Here is a 15,329-nt window from a genome sequence, read left to right as displayed (position 1 = left end):
GGGCATGAGCGTGACGATCGATACCCAACTGGACCTTGCCCGCGGCCTGTACATCGACGGTGCCTGGCAGGAGGCGTCCGACGGCGGGACCACCACCGTGCGCTGCCCGGCGGACGGGCGCGAGGTGGCAGTCGTGGCCTCGTCGACAGTGCAGGACGCGGAGCGGGCGATCGCCAGTGCCCGGGCCGCGTTCGACGACGGCCCGTGGCGCCGGCTCACAGACATCGAGCGTGGTGCGGTCATGCTGCGCGTTGCTGACCTCCTTGAACGGGACAAGGCCGCCTATGCGCGGGCCGAGGCGCTCGACACGGGCAAACGGCTCGTGGAGGCCGAGTACGACATGGACGACATCGCCGCGTGCTTCCGGTACTACGGCAAGGTGGCCGGGCTCGACGCCGGCCGTGTCATCGACACCGGCCGGGCGGACGCGATCAGCCGTGTGGTGTACGAGCCGCTCGGGGTCTGCGCGCTCATTGCGCCGTGGAACTATCCGCTCCTCCAGGCGGCGTGGAAGGTGGCGCCTGCACTCGTGGCGGGGAACTCGTTCGTGCTCAAGCCCAGCGAGCTCACGCCGTCGACCTCGATCCTGCTCATGGAGACCCTCGCAGAGGCCGGCGTTCCGGCCGGCGTGGCGAACCTGATCACGGGATCCGGGTCCAAGGTGGGCGGCCCGCTCAGCTCCGATCCGCGCGTCGACCTCGTATCCCTGACTGGGAGCCTGGCCACCGGCCAAACGATCATGGCCGCCGCCGCCGAAACCGTGAAGCGCGTCGCCTTCGAGCTCGGCGGGAAGAACCCCAACGTCGTCTTCGCGGACGCGGACTGGGACGCCGCCGTCGACAACGCCCTCACCGCGGTCTTCCTGCATTCCGGGCAGGTCTGCTCGGCAGGGGCACGGCTCGTCGTCGAGGAGACCATCGCCGAACGCTTTGTGGCCGAGGTGGTCCGGCGGGCGAAGACGATCCGGATGGGCGGGCCCTTCGATTCCGACGCCGAAACCGGGCCGCTGATCTCCGCCAAGCACCGCGATCAGGTCCATGCCTACGTCCAGGCCGGCATCGCCGAGGGAGCAGAGCTGCTGTGCGGCGGCTACATCCCCGACGACGGGCCGCTCGCGGACGGCTTCTTCTACCCGCCCACCGTGCTCGGCAACTGCCGCTCGGGCATGAGCGTGCTGCGGGAGGAATCGTTCGGCCCGGTACTGACCGTGGAGACGTTCCGGACCGAGGCCGAGGCCGTCGCGATCGCAAACGACACCGAGTACGGCCTGGCCGGCGCGGTGTGGACCTCGGACGCGTCGAAGGCGCAGCGCATCGCGGGCGCCCTCCGGCACGGAACGGTGTGGATCAACGACTACCACCCGTACGTCCCCCAGGCGGAATGGGGTGGTTTCGGGAAGTCCGGGATCGGCCGTGAGCTCGGCCAGGCCGGCCTGGCCGAATACCGCGAAGCCAAGCACATCTGGCAGAACATCGCCCCCGCCCCGAGCGGATGGTTCGGCTCGGCTCCCGGGGAAACCCCCGGCGAAACGGGGGCCGGTGCGGCCGGCTAGGCATCAGCTTTGGGGGGAGACGGCCGGGCGCTGCAGCGCAGTGCCCGGCCGTCGGTTTCACCTGCACGCAGTATCAACTGCGTGTAGTGTTACCCGCGTCCAAAGGCGGCCGCGGGTCATTACCATCGTGCTTTTCTGACTTAGGAGTTCAGATGTTGGAACCCAGCAAGAGTACTGATTCAAGCGGCATGGACGAGTTCGGCTATGCCCAGACCCTGGACCGGAGCATCGGCAAGTTCGCCAGCTTCGCCGCAGGCGTCAGCTACATCTCCATCCTCACCGGTGTTTTTCAACTGTTCTACTTTGGTTTCTCCATGGCCGGCCCGGCGTACGCGTGGTCCTGGCCCATCGTTTTCGTCGGCCAGCTGATGGTAGCGCTGTGCTTTGCCGAACTGGCAGGCCGCTACCCCGTGGCAGGCTCGGTCTACAACTGGGCCAAGCGCCTCGCCTCCGGCACCTCGGCGTGGCTTGCCGGCTGGCTGCTGCTGCTGTCCTCCATCATGGCGCTGGGATCCGTGGCTCTTGCCCTGCAGATCACCCTGCCGCAGCTCTGGTCCGGATTCCAGATCGTCGGCGACGGCACCGGCACCTACGACTTTGCCCTTAACGGAGTTCTGCTCGCCACCATCATGATCACCATCTCCACGCTCATCAACGCATTCGGCGTGAAGCTCATGACCCGGATCAACAGCATCGGCGTGTTCGTTGAGCTGATCGCGGCCGTGCTGCTCATCCTCGCGCTGGGCTGGCACGTGGTGCGCGGACCCGAGGTCTTCTTCGACACCGCCGGGTTCGGCGAAGGCCACGACCTCGGCTTCTTTGGCGTGTTCCTCATCGGCGCGATGGCGTCCGGCTACGTCATGTACGGCTTCGACACCGCCAGCTCCCTCGGCGAGGAAACGAAGGACCCGAAGCGCACCGCCCCCAAGGCCATCCTGCGCGCCGTCACCGCCTCCTTCCTGCTGGGCGGGCTGATCCTGCTCTTCGGCATCCTGGCCGCTCCGGACCTTACCGACCCCAAGATCGGCGCAGCCGACGGCGGCCTGCAGCACATCGTGCTCTCCGTCCTGGGCGGCCCCTTCGGCAAGGCCTTCCTCGTGTGCATCGTGGTGGCCGTCGTGGTCTGCACCCTGGCCGTGCACGCCGCCGCCATCCGCATGATGTTCGCCATGGCGCGGGACAACAACCTGCCGTTCAGCCGCCAGCTCAGCAAGGTGGACCCGGTCCGCAAGACCCCCACCATTGCGGCCATCGTGATCGGCATCCTGGCCGTCATCCCGTTGCTGGTCAACGTCATGCAGCCCGCGATTTTCACGATTCTGTCCAGCATCAGCATCGTCCTGATCTACCTGTCCTACCTGCTGGTCACGGTCCCCATGCTGCGCAAGCGCCTCCTGAAAAAGTGGCCGGGCGCCGGCGACCACTCCGACGCCGGCTTCAGCATGGGCAAATGGGGGCTGCCCGTGAACATCCTCGCGGTTCTGTGGGGCGGGGCCATGACCCTGAACCTGATCTGGCCGCGCCCCGAAATCTACAACTCGGTTCCGCCGTTCGAGTGGTACCTGCAGTGGGGCGGGGTCCTCTTCGTCGCCGCCGTCACCGGCGGCGGGGCGCTACTCTACCGCCTGAAGATCAGGCACCAGACGGGCATTCTCGCGGAGCACGCCACAGTGCACGCCGCCCCATCCCCGGTGCCCGTGCAGGAGCCGCCCACCCGCATCGAGAGCAGCAGCACGGCAAGCGGGCTGTCCGGTCCTCGGGACGGGGATTTCGAACCGCAGCAAGTCGGTTAGATTTGGCTGAGGTGCCGTAGCCAAAGGGCCCCCCGGCTCAGGAAAGGAACGCGATTTCATGGTTCATAAAGTGAAGGCAGTTGTTGTCAGGGCGAAGGATGCTCCGGTGTCGGTGGAGACGATTTTGGTGCCGGATCCTGGGCCGGGGGAGGCGTTGGTGGATGTGCTGACGTGCGGGGTGTGTCATACGGATTTGCATTACAAGCTGGGCGGGATTGGGGATGAGTTCCCGTATTTGCTGGGTCATGAGGCGACGGGTGTGGTCTCGGCCGTGGGTGAGGGTGTGACCGAGGTTGCTGTTGGTGACCGGGTGATCCTGAATTGGCGTGCGGTGTGCGGGCAGTGCCGGGCGTGTGCGAAGGGCCAGGCCCAGTATTGTTTCAACACGGCGAACGCGTCGCAGAAGATGACCTTGGAGGACGGGACGGTGCTGTCTCCGGCGTTGGGGATCGGGGCGTTCGCGGAGAAGACCCTGGTCGCTGCGGGGCAGTGCACGAAGGTCGATGAGGACGCGGACGCGGCCGCGGTGGGTTTGTTGGGGTGCGGGGTGATGGCCGGGATTGGTGCGGCGATTAACACCGGTGAGGTTAAGCGGGGCGAGTCGGTGGCTGTGATCGGTTGCGGCGGGGTGGGGATCGCCGCGATCGCGGGGGCGAAGCTGGCCGGGGCGACGACGATCATCGCGGTGGACATTGATGAGAACAAGATTGGGATGGCGAAGTCGCTGGGAGCGACGCACGGGGTGAACTCCCGCGCCACGGACCCGGTCGAGGCGATCCGGGCGTTGACGGGCGGGAACGGCGCCGATGTGGTGATCGAGGCGGTCGGCCGCCCGGAAACGTATAAGCAGGCGTTCTACGCCCGGGACCTGGCCGGCCGGGTGGTCCTGGTCGGGGTCCCGACCCCGGAGATGGTCCTGGAGTTGCCGTTGCTGGATGTGTTTGGCCGGGGCGGGTCGTTGAAGTCTTCCTGGTACGGGGACTGCCTGCCGTCGCGGGACTTCCCGATGCTGGTCTCGCATTACCGGCAGGGGAACCTGGACCTGGACGCGTTCGTGTCCGAACGGATCACCATCGACCAGGTCGAGGAGGCCTTCGAGAAGATGCATGACGGGAAGGTCCTGCGCTCGGTCGTTGAAATCCGGCCCGCGGGATCCTCCACGGCAACCGCCACGGCTGCCGGGGCTGCGGGGGTGTCCGCATGAGCGTCAGGATCGAGAACCTGGTCACCTCGGGCACGTTCTCGCTGGACGGCGGGACCTGGGATGTGGATAACAACGTCTGGATCGTCGGTGACGAGGAGGAGTGCGTGATCATTGATTCCCCGCACGACGCCGCCGCGATCATCAGTGCGGTGCGGGGCCGGAAGGTGAGGGCGGTCCTGCTCACGCACGCGCACAACGACCACATCGGCGCCGCCCGCGAGGTCGCCCAGGCTGTCGGGGCTCCTATCTGGCTGAACCCGGAGGACCAGGTCCTCTGGGAACAGGTCTACCCCGGCACCACCCCCGATAAGGCCATCGCGGACGGGGACGAGTTCCAGGTGGCCGGGGCGGTGCTGAAGGCGATCCACACCCCGGGCCACTCACCCGGGTCCACCTGCTTCCACCTCGAGGCCGGGAACACCGTCTTCACCGGGGACACCCTGTTCAACGGCGGACCCGGCGCGACCGGCCGGTCCTACAGTGACTACCCCACCATACTGGCCTCCATCCGCGAACGCCTCCTCCCCCTCCCCGCGGACACGGTCGTTCGGACCGGACACGGGGACAACACCACCATCGCCGCCGAACGCGAAACCCTCGCCAAAGTGGCACAGTAAGAAGAAAGACAAGATCGCCACACGCAAGGCGCGCCGGGAATGCCTGGCGCGCCTTAGTGGCGATCAGAACAGGCACGAAAACAGCGGTTAGGAAGTTGGAACAATGAAGTTCGGGAAGCAGCCCGCCCCCGTCGCGGACATTAACGAGGACGAGCTCGAAGTCCATAAGCCGAAGACCGAAGCGGCCGGCGTCAAGGCCGTGATGGTGGCGCTGGAACGTGCGGTGGCGCAGGCCGGCGTGACCCGCACGGCGCAGTCGCTGCTGCGGCTCAACCAGCGCGGCGGTTTTGACTGCCCGGGTTGTGCGTGGCCGGAGTCGGACAAGAAGCGCAAGGCCGCCGAGTTCTGTGAGAACGGCGCCAAAGCTGTTGCCGAGGAGAACACCCTGCGGACCGTGGGGGCTGAGTTCTGGGCGAAGCATTCCATCGCCGAGCTGTCCGAAAAGACCGAGTACTGGCTGGGCAACCAGGGCAGGCTCAGCGAACCGGTGGTCATCCGGGAAGGGGAGACGCACTACTCGCCGATCTCCTGGGCGGATGCGTTCGAACTGATCGGCGAGCACATCCGCGCCAGCACGCCCGACCGCTGCGTCTTCTACACATCCGGGCGCACGGCCAACGAGACAGCGTTCATGTACCAGCTGTTCGCCCGCTCGCTGGGTACCAACAACCTGCCGGACTGCTCCAACATGTGCCACGAGTCCTCCGGTTCTGCGCTGAACCCGACCATCGGCATCGGCAAGGGCACAGTATCGCTGGATGACATCCACGATGCCGAGCTGATCTTCGTGGTGGGGCAGAACCCGGGCACGAACCACCCCCGCATGCTGTCCGCGCTGAAAGAGTGCAAGGACAAAGGCGGCAAGGTGGTGGCGGTGAACCCGCTGCCCGAGGCCGGCCTGTTCAACTTCCGCGACCCGCAGACGCTCTCGGGCGTGGTGGGCGGCGGCACGCCGCTGGCCGACGAATACCTGCAGATCAAGGTGGGCGGCGACCTCGCATTGTTCCAGGCCCTCGGCCACCTGCTGCTGCAGGCCGAAGAGCGAAACCCGGGGACCGTCGTCGACCGTTCCTTCATTGACGCGCAGACCGACGGCTTCGACGCGTACGTCGAAGCCCGCCGGGAACTGGACTGGGAGGAGACGGAGAAGGCCACGGGCCTGACCCGGCAGCAGATCGAGGATGTGGCCGGGATGCTGGTGGCATCCAAGGCCAGCATCTTCTGCTGGGCGCTCGGCGTTACCCAGCAGCCGCACTCGGTGGACACCATCAAGGAGATGGTCAACGTCCTGCTGCTGCAGGGCAACTTCGGAAAGCCCGGCGCCGGTGCGTGCCCGGTGCGCGGACACTCCAACGTCCAGGGTGACAGAACCATGGGCATCTGGGAGAAGCCGAAGGAATGGCTGCTCGAAGCGCTGGACAAGGAGTTCGGTATCCAGTCGCCGCGGCACCACGGTCACGACGCCGTGGAGTCCATGGAGGCGTTTGAACGCGACGAGGTGGACGTGTTCGTGTCCATGGGCGGAAACTTCTCGCTGGCGTGTTCGGACACGGAGACGCTGGAAGCCGGGATGCAGCGGATCGGGCTCACCGTCCATATCTCCACCAAACCCAACCGGTCCCACATTGTGCACGGCCGCACCTCGCTGATCCTTCCCACGCTGGGACGGACGGACAAGGACGACAAGCACCCCAAGGGTGCCCAGTTCCTGTCCGTGGAGGACTCCATGTCCGTTGTCCACTCCACCCAGGGCAGGCTTACCCCGGTCTCCGAGCACCTGCTCGCCGAGCCGGTGATCGTGGCACGGATGGCCGAGGCCACGTTCGGGCCGGATCATTCGGTGGACTGGAAGGCCATGGCCGAGGACTACGACGTGGTCCGCGACCACATCTCCCGGGTCCTGCCGGGCTTTGAGGACTTCAACGCCAGGGTCCGGACCAGGAACGGCTTCGTGCTGCCCAACCCGCCGCGGGACACCCGTTCGTTCGCGACGGACATCGGCCGGGGCCGCTTTACGGTCAGCCCGCTGGAGTACCTGACGCCGCCGGAGGGCCACCTGGTGCTGCAGACCATCCGCAGCCACGACCAGTACAACACCACCTTCTACGGCCTCGATGACCGCTACCGGGGCATCTCCGACGGCCGCCGCGTGATCCTGGTGCACCCGGAGGACCTGGCCGAGCAGGGCTTCAAGGACCGCGACCTTGTGGACGTGGTGAGCACCTTCCAGGGCACGGACCGGCGCGCCGAGAAGTTCCGCCTGGTGGCCTACCCGACGGCCAAGGGCTGCGCCGCGGCGTACTTCCCCGAAGCGAACGCCCTGGTCCACAAGGAAAACGTGGCCCGCGTGTCCAACACCCCCGGCTTCAAGGCCATGTTCGTCCGCTTCGAGCCGCACGCAGGCGGGGTCGCGACGACGGAGGCTGGTGCAGCAGCCGACCTTGACGCTGCAGTGGCTCGCTAACAGTCCCAAACGGAACGGCCCCGCTTCCTTTCGGAAGCGGGGCCGTTCTGGGTCAGGGCCTCAAGCCCTGTATGTGTCAGATTGGGTTCTTAGACCTACTCGCTCTCGTGTCGGAAAAGATTGAACTGGACCCTATTCTTGTGGATTTGATCACTTTATGGCGGCGTTCTTTGATCGCTTGATGTCCTACGCGTGGTCGATGTCGCGCATGCGGACGGCTACCACGACGCCGGAGACTGCGGTGAGTGCGGCGACGGCGGCGATGGCGGTGGGAATGCCGTAGAGGTCAGCGAGGACGCCGGAGAGGACCGCGCCGACGGCGAATCCGCCGTCGCGCCACAATCGATAGACCCCCACGGATCGCGCCCGCCAGGCAGGGTGGGCTACGTCGCCGATGGCGGCCAGCAGGGTTGGGTAGACCATGGCCGTACCCAGGCCCAGGACGATGGCGGCTCCGAGCCAGTGCCCGAAACTGTGGGCTGAAGCGGTGACTGCCAGGGCGGCGGCCTGGACCAGCATGCCGGCTGTGATGAACCATTTGCGACCCCACCGGTCGGAGGCGCCGCCGGTAACCAGTTGGCCGGCGCCCCAGGCTGCGGGGTAGACGGCGGTCAGGATGCCGATCTGGCCTACATTCAGCCCGGCACTGGCGAACAAGACGGGAAAGAGACCCCAAGCCAAGCCGTCGTTAAGGTTGTTGACGAGGCCGGCCTGGCTGGCCGCTGAGAGGGACCGGTCCTTGAAGCTGGTGAGGGTGAACACCTGACCGGTCGTGAGTCCTGCATGGGCGCTGCTCTGGGCCTCTACATGCTGTCTGGCTTCAGTCTTGGCGTGGTGGTGGGTTTCCCTAACGGCAAGGACTGTCAGTCCGAGGCCCAGGGCGATGTAGGCGGCTCCGAGCAGGAAGGGGGCAGGGCGGAGGCCGTAGGTTGTGGCCAGGTAGCCGGTAACCAGTGCGGTCACGGCGACGCCCAGGTAGCCGGCCGCCTCGTTGAAGCCCATGGCCAGGCCGCGTTGCTTCGGGCCCACGAGATCCATTTTCATGATGACCGCGGTGGACCAGGTGAGGCCCTGACTGATTCCCAGCAGCACGTTGGCCGCCACGATCCAGGCCCAGGACGGGCCGAGGATGAGCATGAGCGGAACCGGTACAGCGGCCATCCAGCCAGCGACGAGAACAGGTTTGCGGCCATACCTGTCGGAAAGCGTTCCGGCGAAGTAGTTCATCGCGGCCTTGGACAGGCCGAACGCCAAGATGTACGTCAACGCGCCTGTGTACAGGTCGAGGTGGAACGTTTGGGAGGCGAGCAGGGGCAGGACGGTGCGTTCCTGGCCAAGGGTGCCGCCGACCAGGGCGTTGATGGCTACCAGCAGCATGAACTGTGCCATGTTCTGCCGCATACCCAGCACGGGACCGGCTGAACCGTAGGCGTTAGGAAGTGTTTTGCCCTGCATCGGTTTGTTCCGTCCTGGTGGGGTTACATAAAGGTGGCCCGGGCGCGTGGGGAACGCGCCCGGGCCGGAAGCCCGGGCAGGAGGGGGGTCCTGCCCGGGCGGCATTGGGCTTGGTGAGGGTTCTAGGCCGAGGCGTCGGCGTTGTGCCGTGTCCGCTGGAAGGCGTCCCAGGCGGCGTAGCTGCCGTCGAGTTCGACGACGTCGTATCCGGCGCGGCGCAGCGCGCTGGCCGCGACGGAGTTCCGGACCCCGGACTGGCAGTAAGTCACGATGGTGCCGTCAGCAGGGACTTCGTCCAGGTGCCACATGAGGCGGCCGCCGCTGAGCTGGTGGGAGCCGGGGATGTGCCCGGCGGTGTGCTCGGTGCGGTTGCGGACATCCAGCACCATGACGGGCTCGAACCCGTCCAGGTCCTCGGGCTGGATCAGCTTCGGGGTGAAGGTAGGAAGCCCTTCGATGCCGGTGACGTAGCCGGCAACGTTATCGATGCCGACCCGGACCAGGTGGTCCCACAAGTCCATGGCCTGATCCTGGTCCTGTGCCAGCAGCACCACCGGGTTCTTGTCCGTTTCCGGGTTCACAACCCAGGCACCGTAGCTGGCCACGGATTTGCCTCCCGGCACGTTCAAAGAACGCACCACCGTGGCTTCGTGGACTTCGCTGTTGGGGCGGGTGTCGATAAAGGTCAGCGTGTCCGCTGCCAGGCCTGCTGCGACGATTTCTTGTGCGAGTTCGGGCAGCGGGGTGCGTTCGCCCATGACGGCCGGGCCTTCACGGTTTTCCCGCTTCATCCGGCCGAAGTAGGCATGCGCGTCGGGCTGGCCGTCGAGGAGCTCCTCAATAAAGCCCTGCTCATCGTTCGCAGCGAGGTAGGGGCCCCACCAGGCGTAGAGCCGCTCGTAGCCAACCGTCGATGAGGGGATGGCGCCGAGGGCCTTGCCGCAGGCGCTGCCGGCGCCGTGCGCGGGGTGGACCTGGACATAATCGGGGAGGGTGAGGAACTTGTCCCGCAGGCTGGCGAAGAGCTGCTTGGCACCTTCAAAGCGGGTGTCCACGCCGCCGGCTGCCTCGTCCAGCAGGTCCGGACGGCCCAGGTCCCCGGAGAAGACAAAGTCACCGGAGAGCAGGTAGCCGGGCTGGTCCGAAAACGCGCCGTCAGTGACCAGGAAGGACAGGTGCTCCGGGGTGTGTCCGGGGGTGTGGACAGCCTGGATGCTGATGTTGCCGACGGTGATCTTGTCACCGTCGTAGAGGCGTTCGCCGTCGAATCCGTACTGCCAGTCCGGCCCGCCCTCACCGGAAACATAGATTTTCGCACCGGTCGCTGCGGCCAGTTCGCGGGTGCCGGAGAGGTAGTCGGCGTGGATGTGGGTCTCGGTCACGGCCACGATCTTCATGCCGTTCTTTTCGGCAAGTTCCTGGTAGACAGCGATGTCGCGGCGGCCGTCGACAACAACGGCGGTGCCGTTGGCCTGGCAGCCGATCAAATAGCTGGCCTGGGCAAGGTCTTCATCGTAAATGCGCTCGATAAGCATCTGGTGCTCTCCTTCATGAAGGGGGTCTCTGATAACAAGTGTAGATACCCGGGGGGGTATTATGCAAGGGGTCTGCCGCCAAGGTCATTTGGGGCGGCGGACGGGGCCGGTCAGGCGTGCTGGTGGCCGGCCTCGGCGCGGAGTTCGTCCATGTCCAGGTTTTTGACGGCCTGGATGACTTCCTCCAGGCCCGTAGCGTTCAGGGCGCCGGGCTGGGAGAAGACCAGGGTCTTGTCCTTGAAGGCCATCAGGGTGGGGATGGACGTGATGTTGGCTGCGGCAGCGAGGGCCTGCTCGGCTTCGGTGTCCACCTTGGCGAAGGTGATGTCCGGGTGGCGCTCTGCTGCGGTGCCGTAAGTGGGGGCGAACATGCGGCAGGGCCCGCACCAGGATGCCCAGAAGTCAACAAAGACGATGTCGTTCGCCTCCAGGGTCTGGGCGAAGGACTGGTCGGTGATGTCGATGGTTGCCATGATCTGTCGTGTCCTTTCGGGCGGGTTGTGGTTGCCCTGCGGCGGGGGCTAGGTGGTGGGGAGGCCGGCGCGGGTCCAGGCGGTCATGCCGCCGGCCATGGTGTCTGCTTTGTAGCCGGCGCCGTTGAGTGCGTCGGCGACGGCGGCGCTGCGGTTGCCGCTGCGGCATACGGCGATCACGGGGACGGCCGGGTCCAGCTCGCCCAGGCGCGCCTGCAGCTGGCCCATCGGGATGTGCAGGGCGCCGGGGATCATGCCGTCGGCGACTTCGAAGTCCTCCCGGACGTCGAGGATCCGGGCGGTGGAGCGGCGCTGTTCGGCTTCGTTGATGGTGATTTCAGCCATGATGGTTCTCCTCGAAGTGGTTTTCGGCTGGTGGGGAGCTACTTGTCCAGGCGTAAGGGCGGTTGCCTAGCGGACGGGTTCGCCGGCCTGGCGCCAGGCGGTCATGCCGCCGCGCACGGAGTAGGCGTCGTACCCCTTGGCGGCGAGGAGCCGGGCTGCAGATGCCGAACGTACGCCGGAGGCGCAGACGGCGATCACCGGGCGGGTTCTCTGGATGCCGGCGGTGCTTGTCCGCAGCCGATCCAGGGGGACATGCTTGGCCTGCGGCGCACGGCCGGTCCGCCATTCCTGGGCAGACCTGACGTCGATGAGCGTGGCCCCGGAGCCCAGGAGTTCCTTGGCCTGCGCCACGGATATGGTCTTGTAGGACTTGCTGAAGGCCTTCTTGAGGGAACCGATCAGTCCCATGGTGTTCTCCTTCGGTAACTGGGTGGGTGGGTCAGGCGGTGACGGTGCCGGCGGTGACCCACGCCGCGACGGCGAAGATCAGTACCGCGAACGAGATGCGGATGTGCTTGTCCTTGAGCCGGCGGGCCAGCCGGGCGGCAATGACCGATCCCGCGATGGCGGGGACCGCGAATGCCAGGGTGGTGGCCCAGTCGATGGCGTAGCCAGCGGCGTGGGCACTGAAGCCGGCGGCTGAATTGATCACGATGATCGCCAGGGACGTGCCGACGGCCTGTTTCATCCGCAGGCCCAGGAAGATGGTCAGCGCGGGGGTGATCAGAAAGCCGCCGCCCACACCGAGCAGCCCGGTGAGGAACCCGACGAGCAGTCCCACCCCCACGGCCTTCGGGGCGCAGGACCGGAAGGCCCGGTCCGGGCCGACGCTGCAGGAGCCTTCAGTTTCGCGGGTCTTCATCAGCATCCGGGTGCCCGCGGCCACCATGATCACCGCGAATGTCAGCATCAGGATCCTGGGATCCAGCAGCTTGCCTACGGCAGCACCGGCCCAGGCCGCCGGGATGCCGGCACCTCCCACCAGTGCTATCACTGGCCAGTTCAGTCCCTCGCGGATCCTGGGGATCAGGGCTGCCAGCGAGGAGATGCCCACCACCAGCAGTGAGGTGGGGATGGCCTGGGCAGGGCTCATCCCGACGCCGTAGACCAGGGCTGGAACGGCGATGATGGACCCGCCGCCGCCCACGACGCCCAGAACGATGCCGACGACGAGCCCCAGTCCCAGGGCCGGAATCATGCCGCAGCGCCCGCTTCAGCCGGCTGCACGGGCAGGGCCAGGATGGCGCTTTCGCGGGTGGGTTCCTTGGCGGCCTTGTTCCACGGCATCGCCGACAGGGCCTTGCCCATGGCGCAGGTGTTGGTCGCCGCGGAGAACGTCAGGCCCGTGCCGATGGCGCCGGCCAGCATGCGGACCTTGGGCGAGACGAACTTGCCCCCAATCAAGCCCAGTATCACCAGGGAGCCGGCGGCCATGCGGACCTGGCGCTCCAGGTCCCAGCGGACTTTGCCCTTGACCACGTCGCCGCCGGCAGCAGCGAAGCCAGGAACGCCGCCGGTGAGCACGTAGGCGGTGTCGAGGCCCGCGGTGGCCATGCGCTGGCGGGCCTGCTCGGCGCGCACGCCGGACTGGCAGACCAGGACCACGCGCGAGCCCAGCCGGGCGGCGAGCTCATCGATGTGCTCGGAGAGCAGCGGAAGCGGCACGCTGTAGGAGCCGCGGATGTGCAGGGATTCGAATTCGGCAGCGGAACGCACATCAATCACCATCAGGTCCTGGTGCTCTTTTAACCAAGACTGCAGGGTCTCGGGGGCGAGTGCGGTCAAGGCTGGTGCCTTGGAAGAAGGGGACGTCATGGGTGGCCTCTCGGAAGGGGTTGGGGGATACCCCACCGAGTATTACAGATACCCCCGGGGGTAGTCAAGACACCCGTGGGGGTATATTGTTGAGGGCAGCACCCGATCGATGGAGAACCGTTATGGAACTGAACCCAACCGAACTCACGCCCGTGATCAACCGCCTCAAGCGCGCCCAGGGCCAGCTCGCCGCTGTCACCCGGATGCTCGAGGAAGGCCGGGACTGCAAAGACGTCGTCACCCAGCTGGCGGCCGTGTCCAAAGCCCTTGACCGAGCCGGCTTCGCCATCATCGCTACAGGCCTTGAGCAGTGCATCGTCCAAAAGGACGCCACCATGGACAAGAAGGACCTGGAGAAGCTCTTCCTCTCCCTCGCCTGACCAGACCCGCTGTTTGAGCCACCCAAAGGAGAACCATGACGTACACACTCAGCACGACCATCGATCTTCCATGGGACGAAGCCGTGGAGCGCACCCGGGAGGCCTTGGCAGCCCAGGGCTTCGGGATCCTCACCGAAATCAACGTCCGGTCCACGTTCGAAGCCAAACTGGGTGCCGAAGCCGCTGACGCGGTCGGTGACTACGTCATCCTCGGTGCCTGCAACCCCGCCCTAGCCAGCCGCGCCCTTGCCGCCGAACCCGAGATTGGAGCACTCCTGCCCTGTAACGTCGTCGTACGCCGCGGCCAGGATGCAGGAGTCACCACCATCGAGGCCATCGACCCACGGACCATGGTCCAGCTCAGCGCTGCTCCTGCCGTCAAGGAAATCGCCGAGGACGCCGGTACCCGCCTCCGGAACACCCTCGCAGCACTAAACAGCTGACCGGGATAACTATGACCGCCAACCAGGGCTCTCCCATGTCATCACTGGGACCGAATGATCCGGGCCTGCTCCTCCACGCAGCAGGTCCACTTGATGCGGAATCACTGGCCGGCGTGCTGCGCAGTTCAGCAAACGCCCGAGCGGCACTAAAGCACGGCCCGGCGATGGAAGTGGTCGTTCAAGGCGCAGGCGTCCGGCTGCTCACCGGAGACTCGCCAATCAAAGAGGCGATCACCAATGTCCGGCAACTCGGCGTGGAAATTCTTGCCTGTGCAAACAGCCTGCGCTCAGCAGGACTGGAAGCAGCCGACCTTGCCGCTGGCATCGGCACTGTTCCAGCAGCAGTTGCGCACCTGGCGGAACGCCAGTGGCAGGGCTGGGCCTACGTCAGGCCCTGAGCACCCTCCCACCCACCTGCGCCCGGAGACACCACCTGCGCGCACCCTACAAATGCTGTCTTGAAAAGTAAAAGCTCTTCAAGACACTGTTCGGGGCGTCGGGAGGAGCCAACGGCGGACTGAGAAAACCGGGCTGGCTGATGTCCCGGAAACACGTCTCACCGTAAGTCGTCTCAGTGCAGGCCCGTTATGGACTTTTTGAGTCAGAATGGCCTGATGAGGCAATTGGGCTACACGCGGGTGAGTACCTCAAACCAGGATGCCCAGCTGCAGCTCGACGCACTGCTCTCCGTCGGCGTGCAAAGCGCGACGTTTTCGCCGACGTAACCTCGGGAAGTAAAACGGCGATCGAACGGCCCGGGATGAAGAGGCTCCTCGAGTACGCCGAAGAGGGCGACACCGTCGTTGTGTGGCGGGTCGATCGGTTGGGCCGGTCACTGATCGACGTGCTGAACACCGTGAACCTGCTGCGCGAACGCGGCGTCCAGGTCCGATCCATCTCAGACGGCATTGACCCGGCGACCTCGACGGGTCGGTTGATGCTGAACATGCTCGCCACCTTGGCCGAATATGAGCGCGAGCTGATCGTTGAGCGGGTCAATGCCGGCATCGCCGCCGCCAGGCAGAACGGAACGCGCTTTGGCCGCCCGCTGACGGATCCGGTTGTCATTGCGGACAAGCTGGCGATCGCGCAGGACGCCCGGGCGAAGGGACGCACCGCCGAAGACGCCGCCCGTCTCGTTGGATGGAGCCGTGCCACTCTCTACCGCCACCAGCAAGCCCTCGCCGCCCGCGAGAGCGCCGGAACGTAGGTAATCCTGAACGGCGGTGAGCGCAAGTCCTTCGACTCTACGT

At 66.1% G+C, this 15,329-nt stretch carries 15 protein-coding genes and 1 pseudogene; 9 read left to right on the top strand and 7 right to left on the bottom strand.

Features of this window, described 5'->3' with window-relative positions; translation table 11 throughout:
- Positions 1–4 precede the first annotated feature (4 nt).
- The 5 genes from ABRP34_RS11655 (at position 5) to ABRP34_RS11635 (ending at position 7,630) form a co-directional block, all read left to right on the top strand.
- On the top strand, positions 5–1,552 hold the full coding sequence (locus ABRP34_RS11655; RefSeq protein WP_353710315.1) for an aldehyde dehydrogenase family protein: 1,548 nt from the start codon (positions 5–7) through the stop codon (positions 1,550–1,552).
- Between the two features lie 152 nt (positions 1,553–1,704).
- The gene (locus ABRP34_RS11650) at positions 1,705–3,345 is read left to right on the top strand and encodes an APC family permease (protein WP_353710314.1); all 1,641 of its coding nucleotides are present in this window, start codon (positions 1,705–1,707) and stop codon (positions 3,343–3,345) included.
- A gap of 58 nt (positions 3,346–3,403) precedes the next feature.
- Positions 3,404–4,549 carry an S-(hydroxymethyl)mycothiol dehydrogenase gene (locus ABRP34_RS11645; RefSeq protein WP_353710313.1) on the top strand — a complete coding sequence of 382 codons (1,146 nt, stop codon included), beginning with the start codon at positions 3,404–3,406 and terminating at the stop codon, positions 4,547–4,549.
- Complete coding sequence (locus ABRP34_RS11640) at positions 4,546–5,166, top strand: MBL fold metallo-hydrolase (RefSeq protein ID WP_353710312.1); 621 nt, start codon at positions 4,546–4,548, stop codon at positions 5,164–5,166. The genes ABRP34_RS11645 and ABRP34_RS11640 overlap by 4 nt, the downstream gene beginning before the upstream one ends.
- A gap of 103 nt (positions 5,167–5,269) precedes the next feature.
- Positions 5,270–7,630, top strand: coding sequence for an FdhF/YdeP family oxidoreductase (locus tag ABRP34_RS11635; protein WP_353710311.1), 2,361 nt, complete (start codon positions 5,270–5,272; stop codon positions 7,628–7,630).
- Between the two features lie 186 nt (positions 7,631–7,816).
- Here the strand turns inward: ABRP34_RS11635 and ABRP34_RS11630 are convergent, their stop codons facing one another.
- The 7 genes from ABRP34_RS11630 to ABRP34_RS11600 all read right to left on the bottom strand — a co-directional run bounded on the left by ABRP34_RS11630 (position 7,817) and on the right by ABRP34_RS11600 (position 13,253).
- The gene (locus ABRP34_RS11630; protein WP_353710310.1) at positions 7,817–9,085 is read right to left on the bottom strand and encodes an MFS transporter; all 1,269 of its coding nucleotides are present in this window, start codon (positions 9,083–9,085) and stop codon (positions 7,817–7,819) included.
- Positions 9,086–9,207: 122 nt separating this feature from the next.
- Positions 9,208–10,620: an MBL fold metallo-hydrolase gene (locus ABRP34_RS11625; RefSeq protein WP_353710309.1), complete on the bottom strand. Its 1,413-nt coding sequence runs from the start codon at positions 10,618–10,620 to the stop codon at positions 9,208–9,210.
- A gap of 110 nt (positions 10,621–10,730) precedes the next feature.
- Complete coding sequence (gene trxA, locus ABRP34_RS11620; RefSeq protein ID WP_353710308.1) at positions 10,731–11,093, bottom strand: thioredoxin; 363 nt, start codon at positions 11,091–11,093, stop codon at positions 10,731–10,733.
- 48 nt (positions 11,094–11,141) lie between these two features.
- Positions 11,142–11,438 (bottom strand): rhodanese-like domain-containing protein, encoded by a 297-nt coding sequence (locus ABRP34_RS11615; protein ID WP_353710307.1) that lies wholly within the window; start codon positions 11,436–11,438, stop codon positions 11,142–11,144.
- A gap of 66 nt (positions 11,439–11,504) precedes the next feature.
- Positions 11,505–11,846 (bottom strand): rhodanese-like domain-containing protein, encoded by a 342-nt coding sequence (locus tag ABRP34_RS11610; RefSeq protein WP_353710306.1) that lies wholly within the window; start codon positions 11,844–11,846, stop codon positions 11,505–11,507.
- A 31-nt stretch (positions 11,847–11,877) separates the two neighbouring features.
- Complete coding sequence (locus ABRP34_RS11605; RefSeq protein ID WP_353710305.1) at positions 11,878–12,636, bottom strand: sulfite exporter TauE/SafE family protein; 759 nt, start codon at positions 12,634–12,636, stop codon at positions 11,878–11,880.
- Positions 12,633–13,253 (bottom strand): rhodanese-like domain-containing protein, encoded by a 621-nt coding sequence (locus ABRP34_RS11600; RefSeq protein WP_353710304.1) that lies wholly within the window; start codon positions 13,251–13,253, stop codon positions 12,633–12,635. Before ABRP34_RS11600 ends, ABRP34_RS11605 begins: the two co-directional genes overlap by 4 nt.
- A gap of 122 nt (positions 13,254–13,375) precedes the next feature.
- Between ABRP34_RS11600 and ABRP34_RS11595 the strand changes: the two genes are divergently transcribed.
- The 4 genes and pseudogenes from ABRP34_RS11595 (at position 13,376) to ABRP34_RS11580 (ending at position 15,286) form a co-directional block, all read left to right on the top strand.
- Positions 13,376–13,633, top strand: a complete 258-nt coding sequence (locus ABRP34_RS11595) for a metal-sensitive transcriptional regulator (protein ID WP_062071535.1) — start codon at positions 13,376–13,378, stop codon at positions 13,631–13,633.
- A gap of 35 nt (positions 13,634–13,668) precedes the next feature.
- A complete protein-coding gene (locus ABRP34_RS11590; protein WP_353710303.1) occupies positions 13,669–14,076 on the top strand; it encodes a DUF302 domain-containing protein in 408 nt (135 codons plus the stop codon).
- 35 nt (positions 14,077–14,111) lie between these two features.
- Complete coding sequence (locus ABRP34_RS11585) at positions 14,112–14,474, top strand: DsrE family protein (protein ID WP_353710302.1); 363 nt, start codon at positions 14,112–14,114, stop codon at positions 14,472–14,474.
- 216 nt (positions 14,475–14,690) lie between these two features.
- Positions 14,691–15,286 (top strand): annotated as a pseudogene (locus ABRP34_RS11580) (recombinase family protein).
- Positions 15,287–15,329: the final 43 nt, after the last annotated feature.

The organism is Arthrobacter sp. K5, assembly GCF_040448525.1.
Classification (GTDB): domain Bacteria; phylum Actinomycetota; class Actinomycetes; order Actinomycetales; family Micrococcaceae; genus Arthrobacter; species Arthrobacter globiformis.
This window is presented reverse-complemented; position numbering and strand designations above follow the sequence as displayed.

What these genes read in the sequence shown, in the direction of transcription:
- ABRP34_RS11655 (WP_353710315.1), top strand. Translation starts at nt 5, where the DNA reads ATGAGCGTGACGATCGATACCCAACTGGACCTTGCCCGCGGCCTGTAC.
- ABRP34_RS11650 (WP_353710314.1), top strand. Translation starts at nt 1,705, where the DNA reads ATGTTGGAACCCAGCAAGAGTACTGATTCAAGCGGCATGGACGAGTTC.
- ABRP34_RS11645 (WP_353710313.1), top strand. Translation starts at nt 3,404, where the DNA reads ATGGTTCATAAAGTGAAGGCAGTTGTTGTCAGGGCGAAGGATGCTCCG.
- ABRP34_RS11640 (WP_353710312.1), top strand. Translation starts at nt 4,546, where the DNA reads ATGAGCGTCAGGATCGAGAACCTGGTCACCTCGGGCACGTTCTCGCTG.
- ABRP34_RS11635 (WP_353710311.1), top strand. Translation starts at nt 5,270, where the DNA reads ATGAAGTTCGGGAAGCAGCCCGCCCCCGTCGCGGACATTAACGAGGAC.
- ABRP34_RS11630 (WP_353710310.1), bottom strand. Translation starts at nt 9,085, where the DNA reads ATGCAGGGCAAAACACTTCCTAACGCCTACGGTTCAGCCGGTCCCGTG.
- ABRP34_RS11625 (WP_353710309.1), bottom strand. Translation starts at nt 10,620, where the DNA reads ATGCTTATCGAGCGCATTTACGATGAAGACCTTGCCCAGGCCAGCTAT.
- trxA (WP_353710308.1), bottom strand. Translation starts at nt 11,093, where the DNA reads ATGGCAACCATCGACATCACCGACCAGTCCTTCGCCCAGACCCTGGAG.
- ABRP34_RS11615 (WP_353710307.1), bottom strand. Translation starts at nt 11,438, where the DNA reads ATGGCTGAAATCACCATCAACGAAGCCGAACAGCGCCGCTCCACCGCC.
- ABRP34_RS11610 (WP_353710306.1), bottom strand. Translation starts at nt 11,846, where the DNA reads ATGGGACTGATCGGTTCCCTCAAGAAGGCCTTCAGCAAGTCCTACAAG.
- ABRP34_RS11605 (WP_353710305.1), bottom strand. Translation starts at nt 12,636, where the DNA reads ATGATTCCGGCCCTGGGACTGGGGCTCGTCGTCGGCATCGTTCTGGGC.
- ABRP34_RS11600 (WP_353710304.1), bottom strand. Translation starts at nt 13,253, where the DNA reads ATGACGTCCCCTTCTTCCAAGGCACCAGCCTTGACCGCACTCGCCCCC.
- ABRP34_RS11595 (WP_062071535.1), top strand. Translation starts at nt 13,376, where the DNA reads ATGGAACTGAACCCAACCGAACTCACGCCCGTGATCAACCGCCTCAAG.
- ABRP34_RS11590 (WP_353710303.1), top strand. Translation starts at nt 13,669, where the DNA reads ATGACGTACACACTCAGCACGACCATCGATCTTCCATGGGACGAAGCC.
- ABRP34_RS11585 (WP_353710302.1), top strand. Translation starts at nt 14,112, where the DNA reads ATGTCATCACTGGGACCGAATGATCCGGGCCTGCTCCTCCACGCAGCA.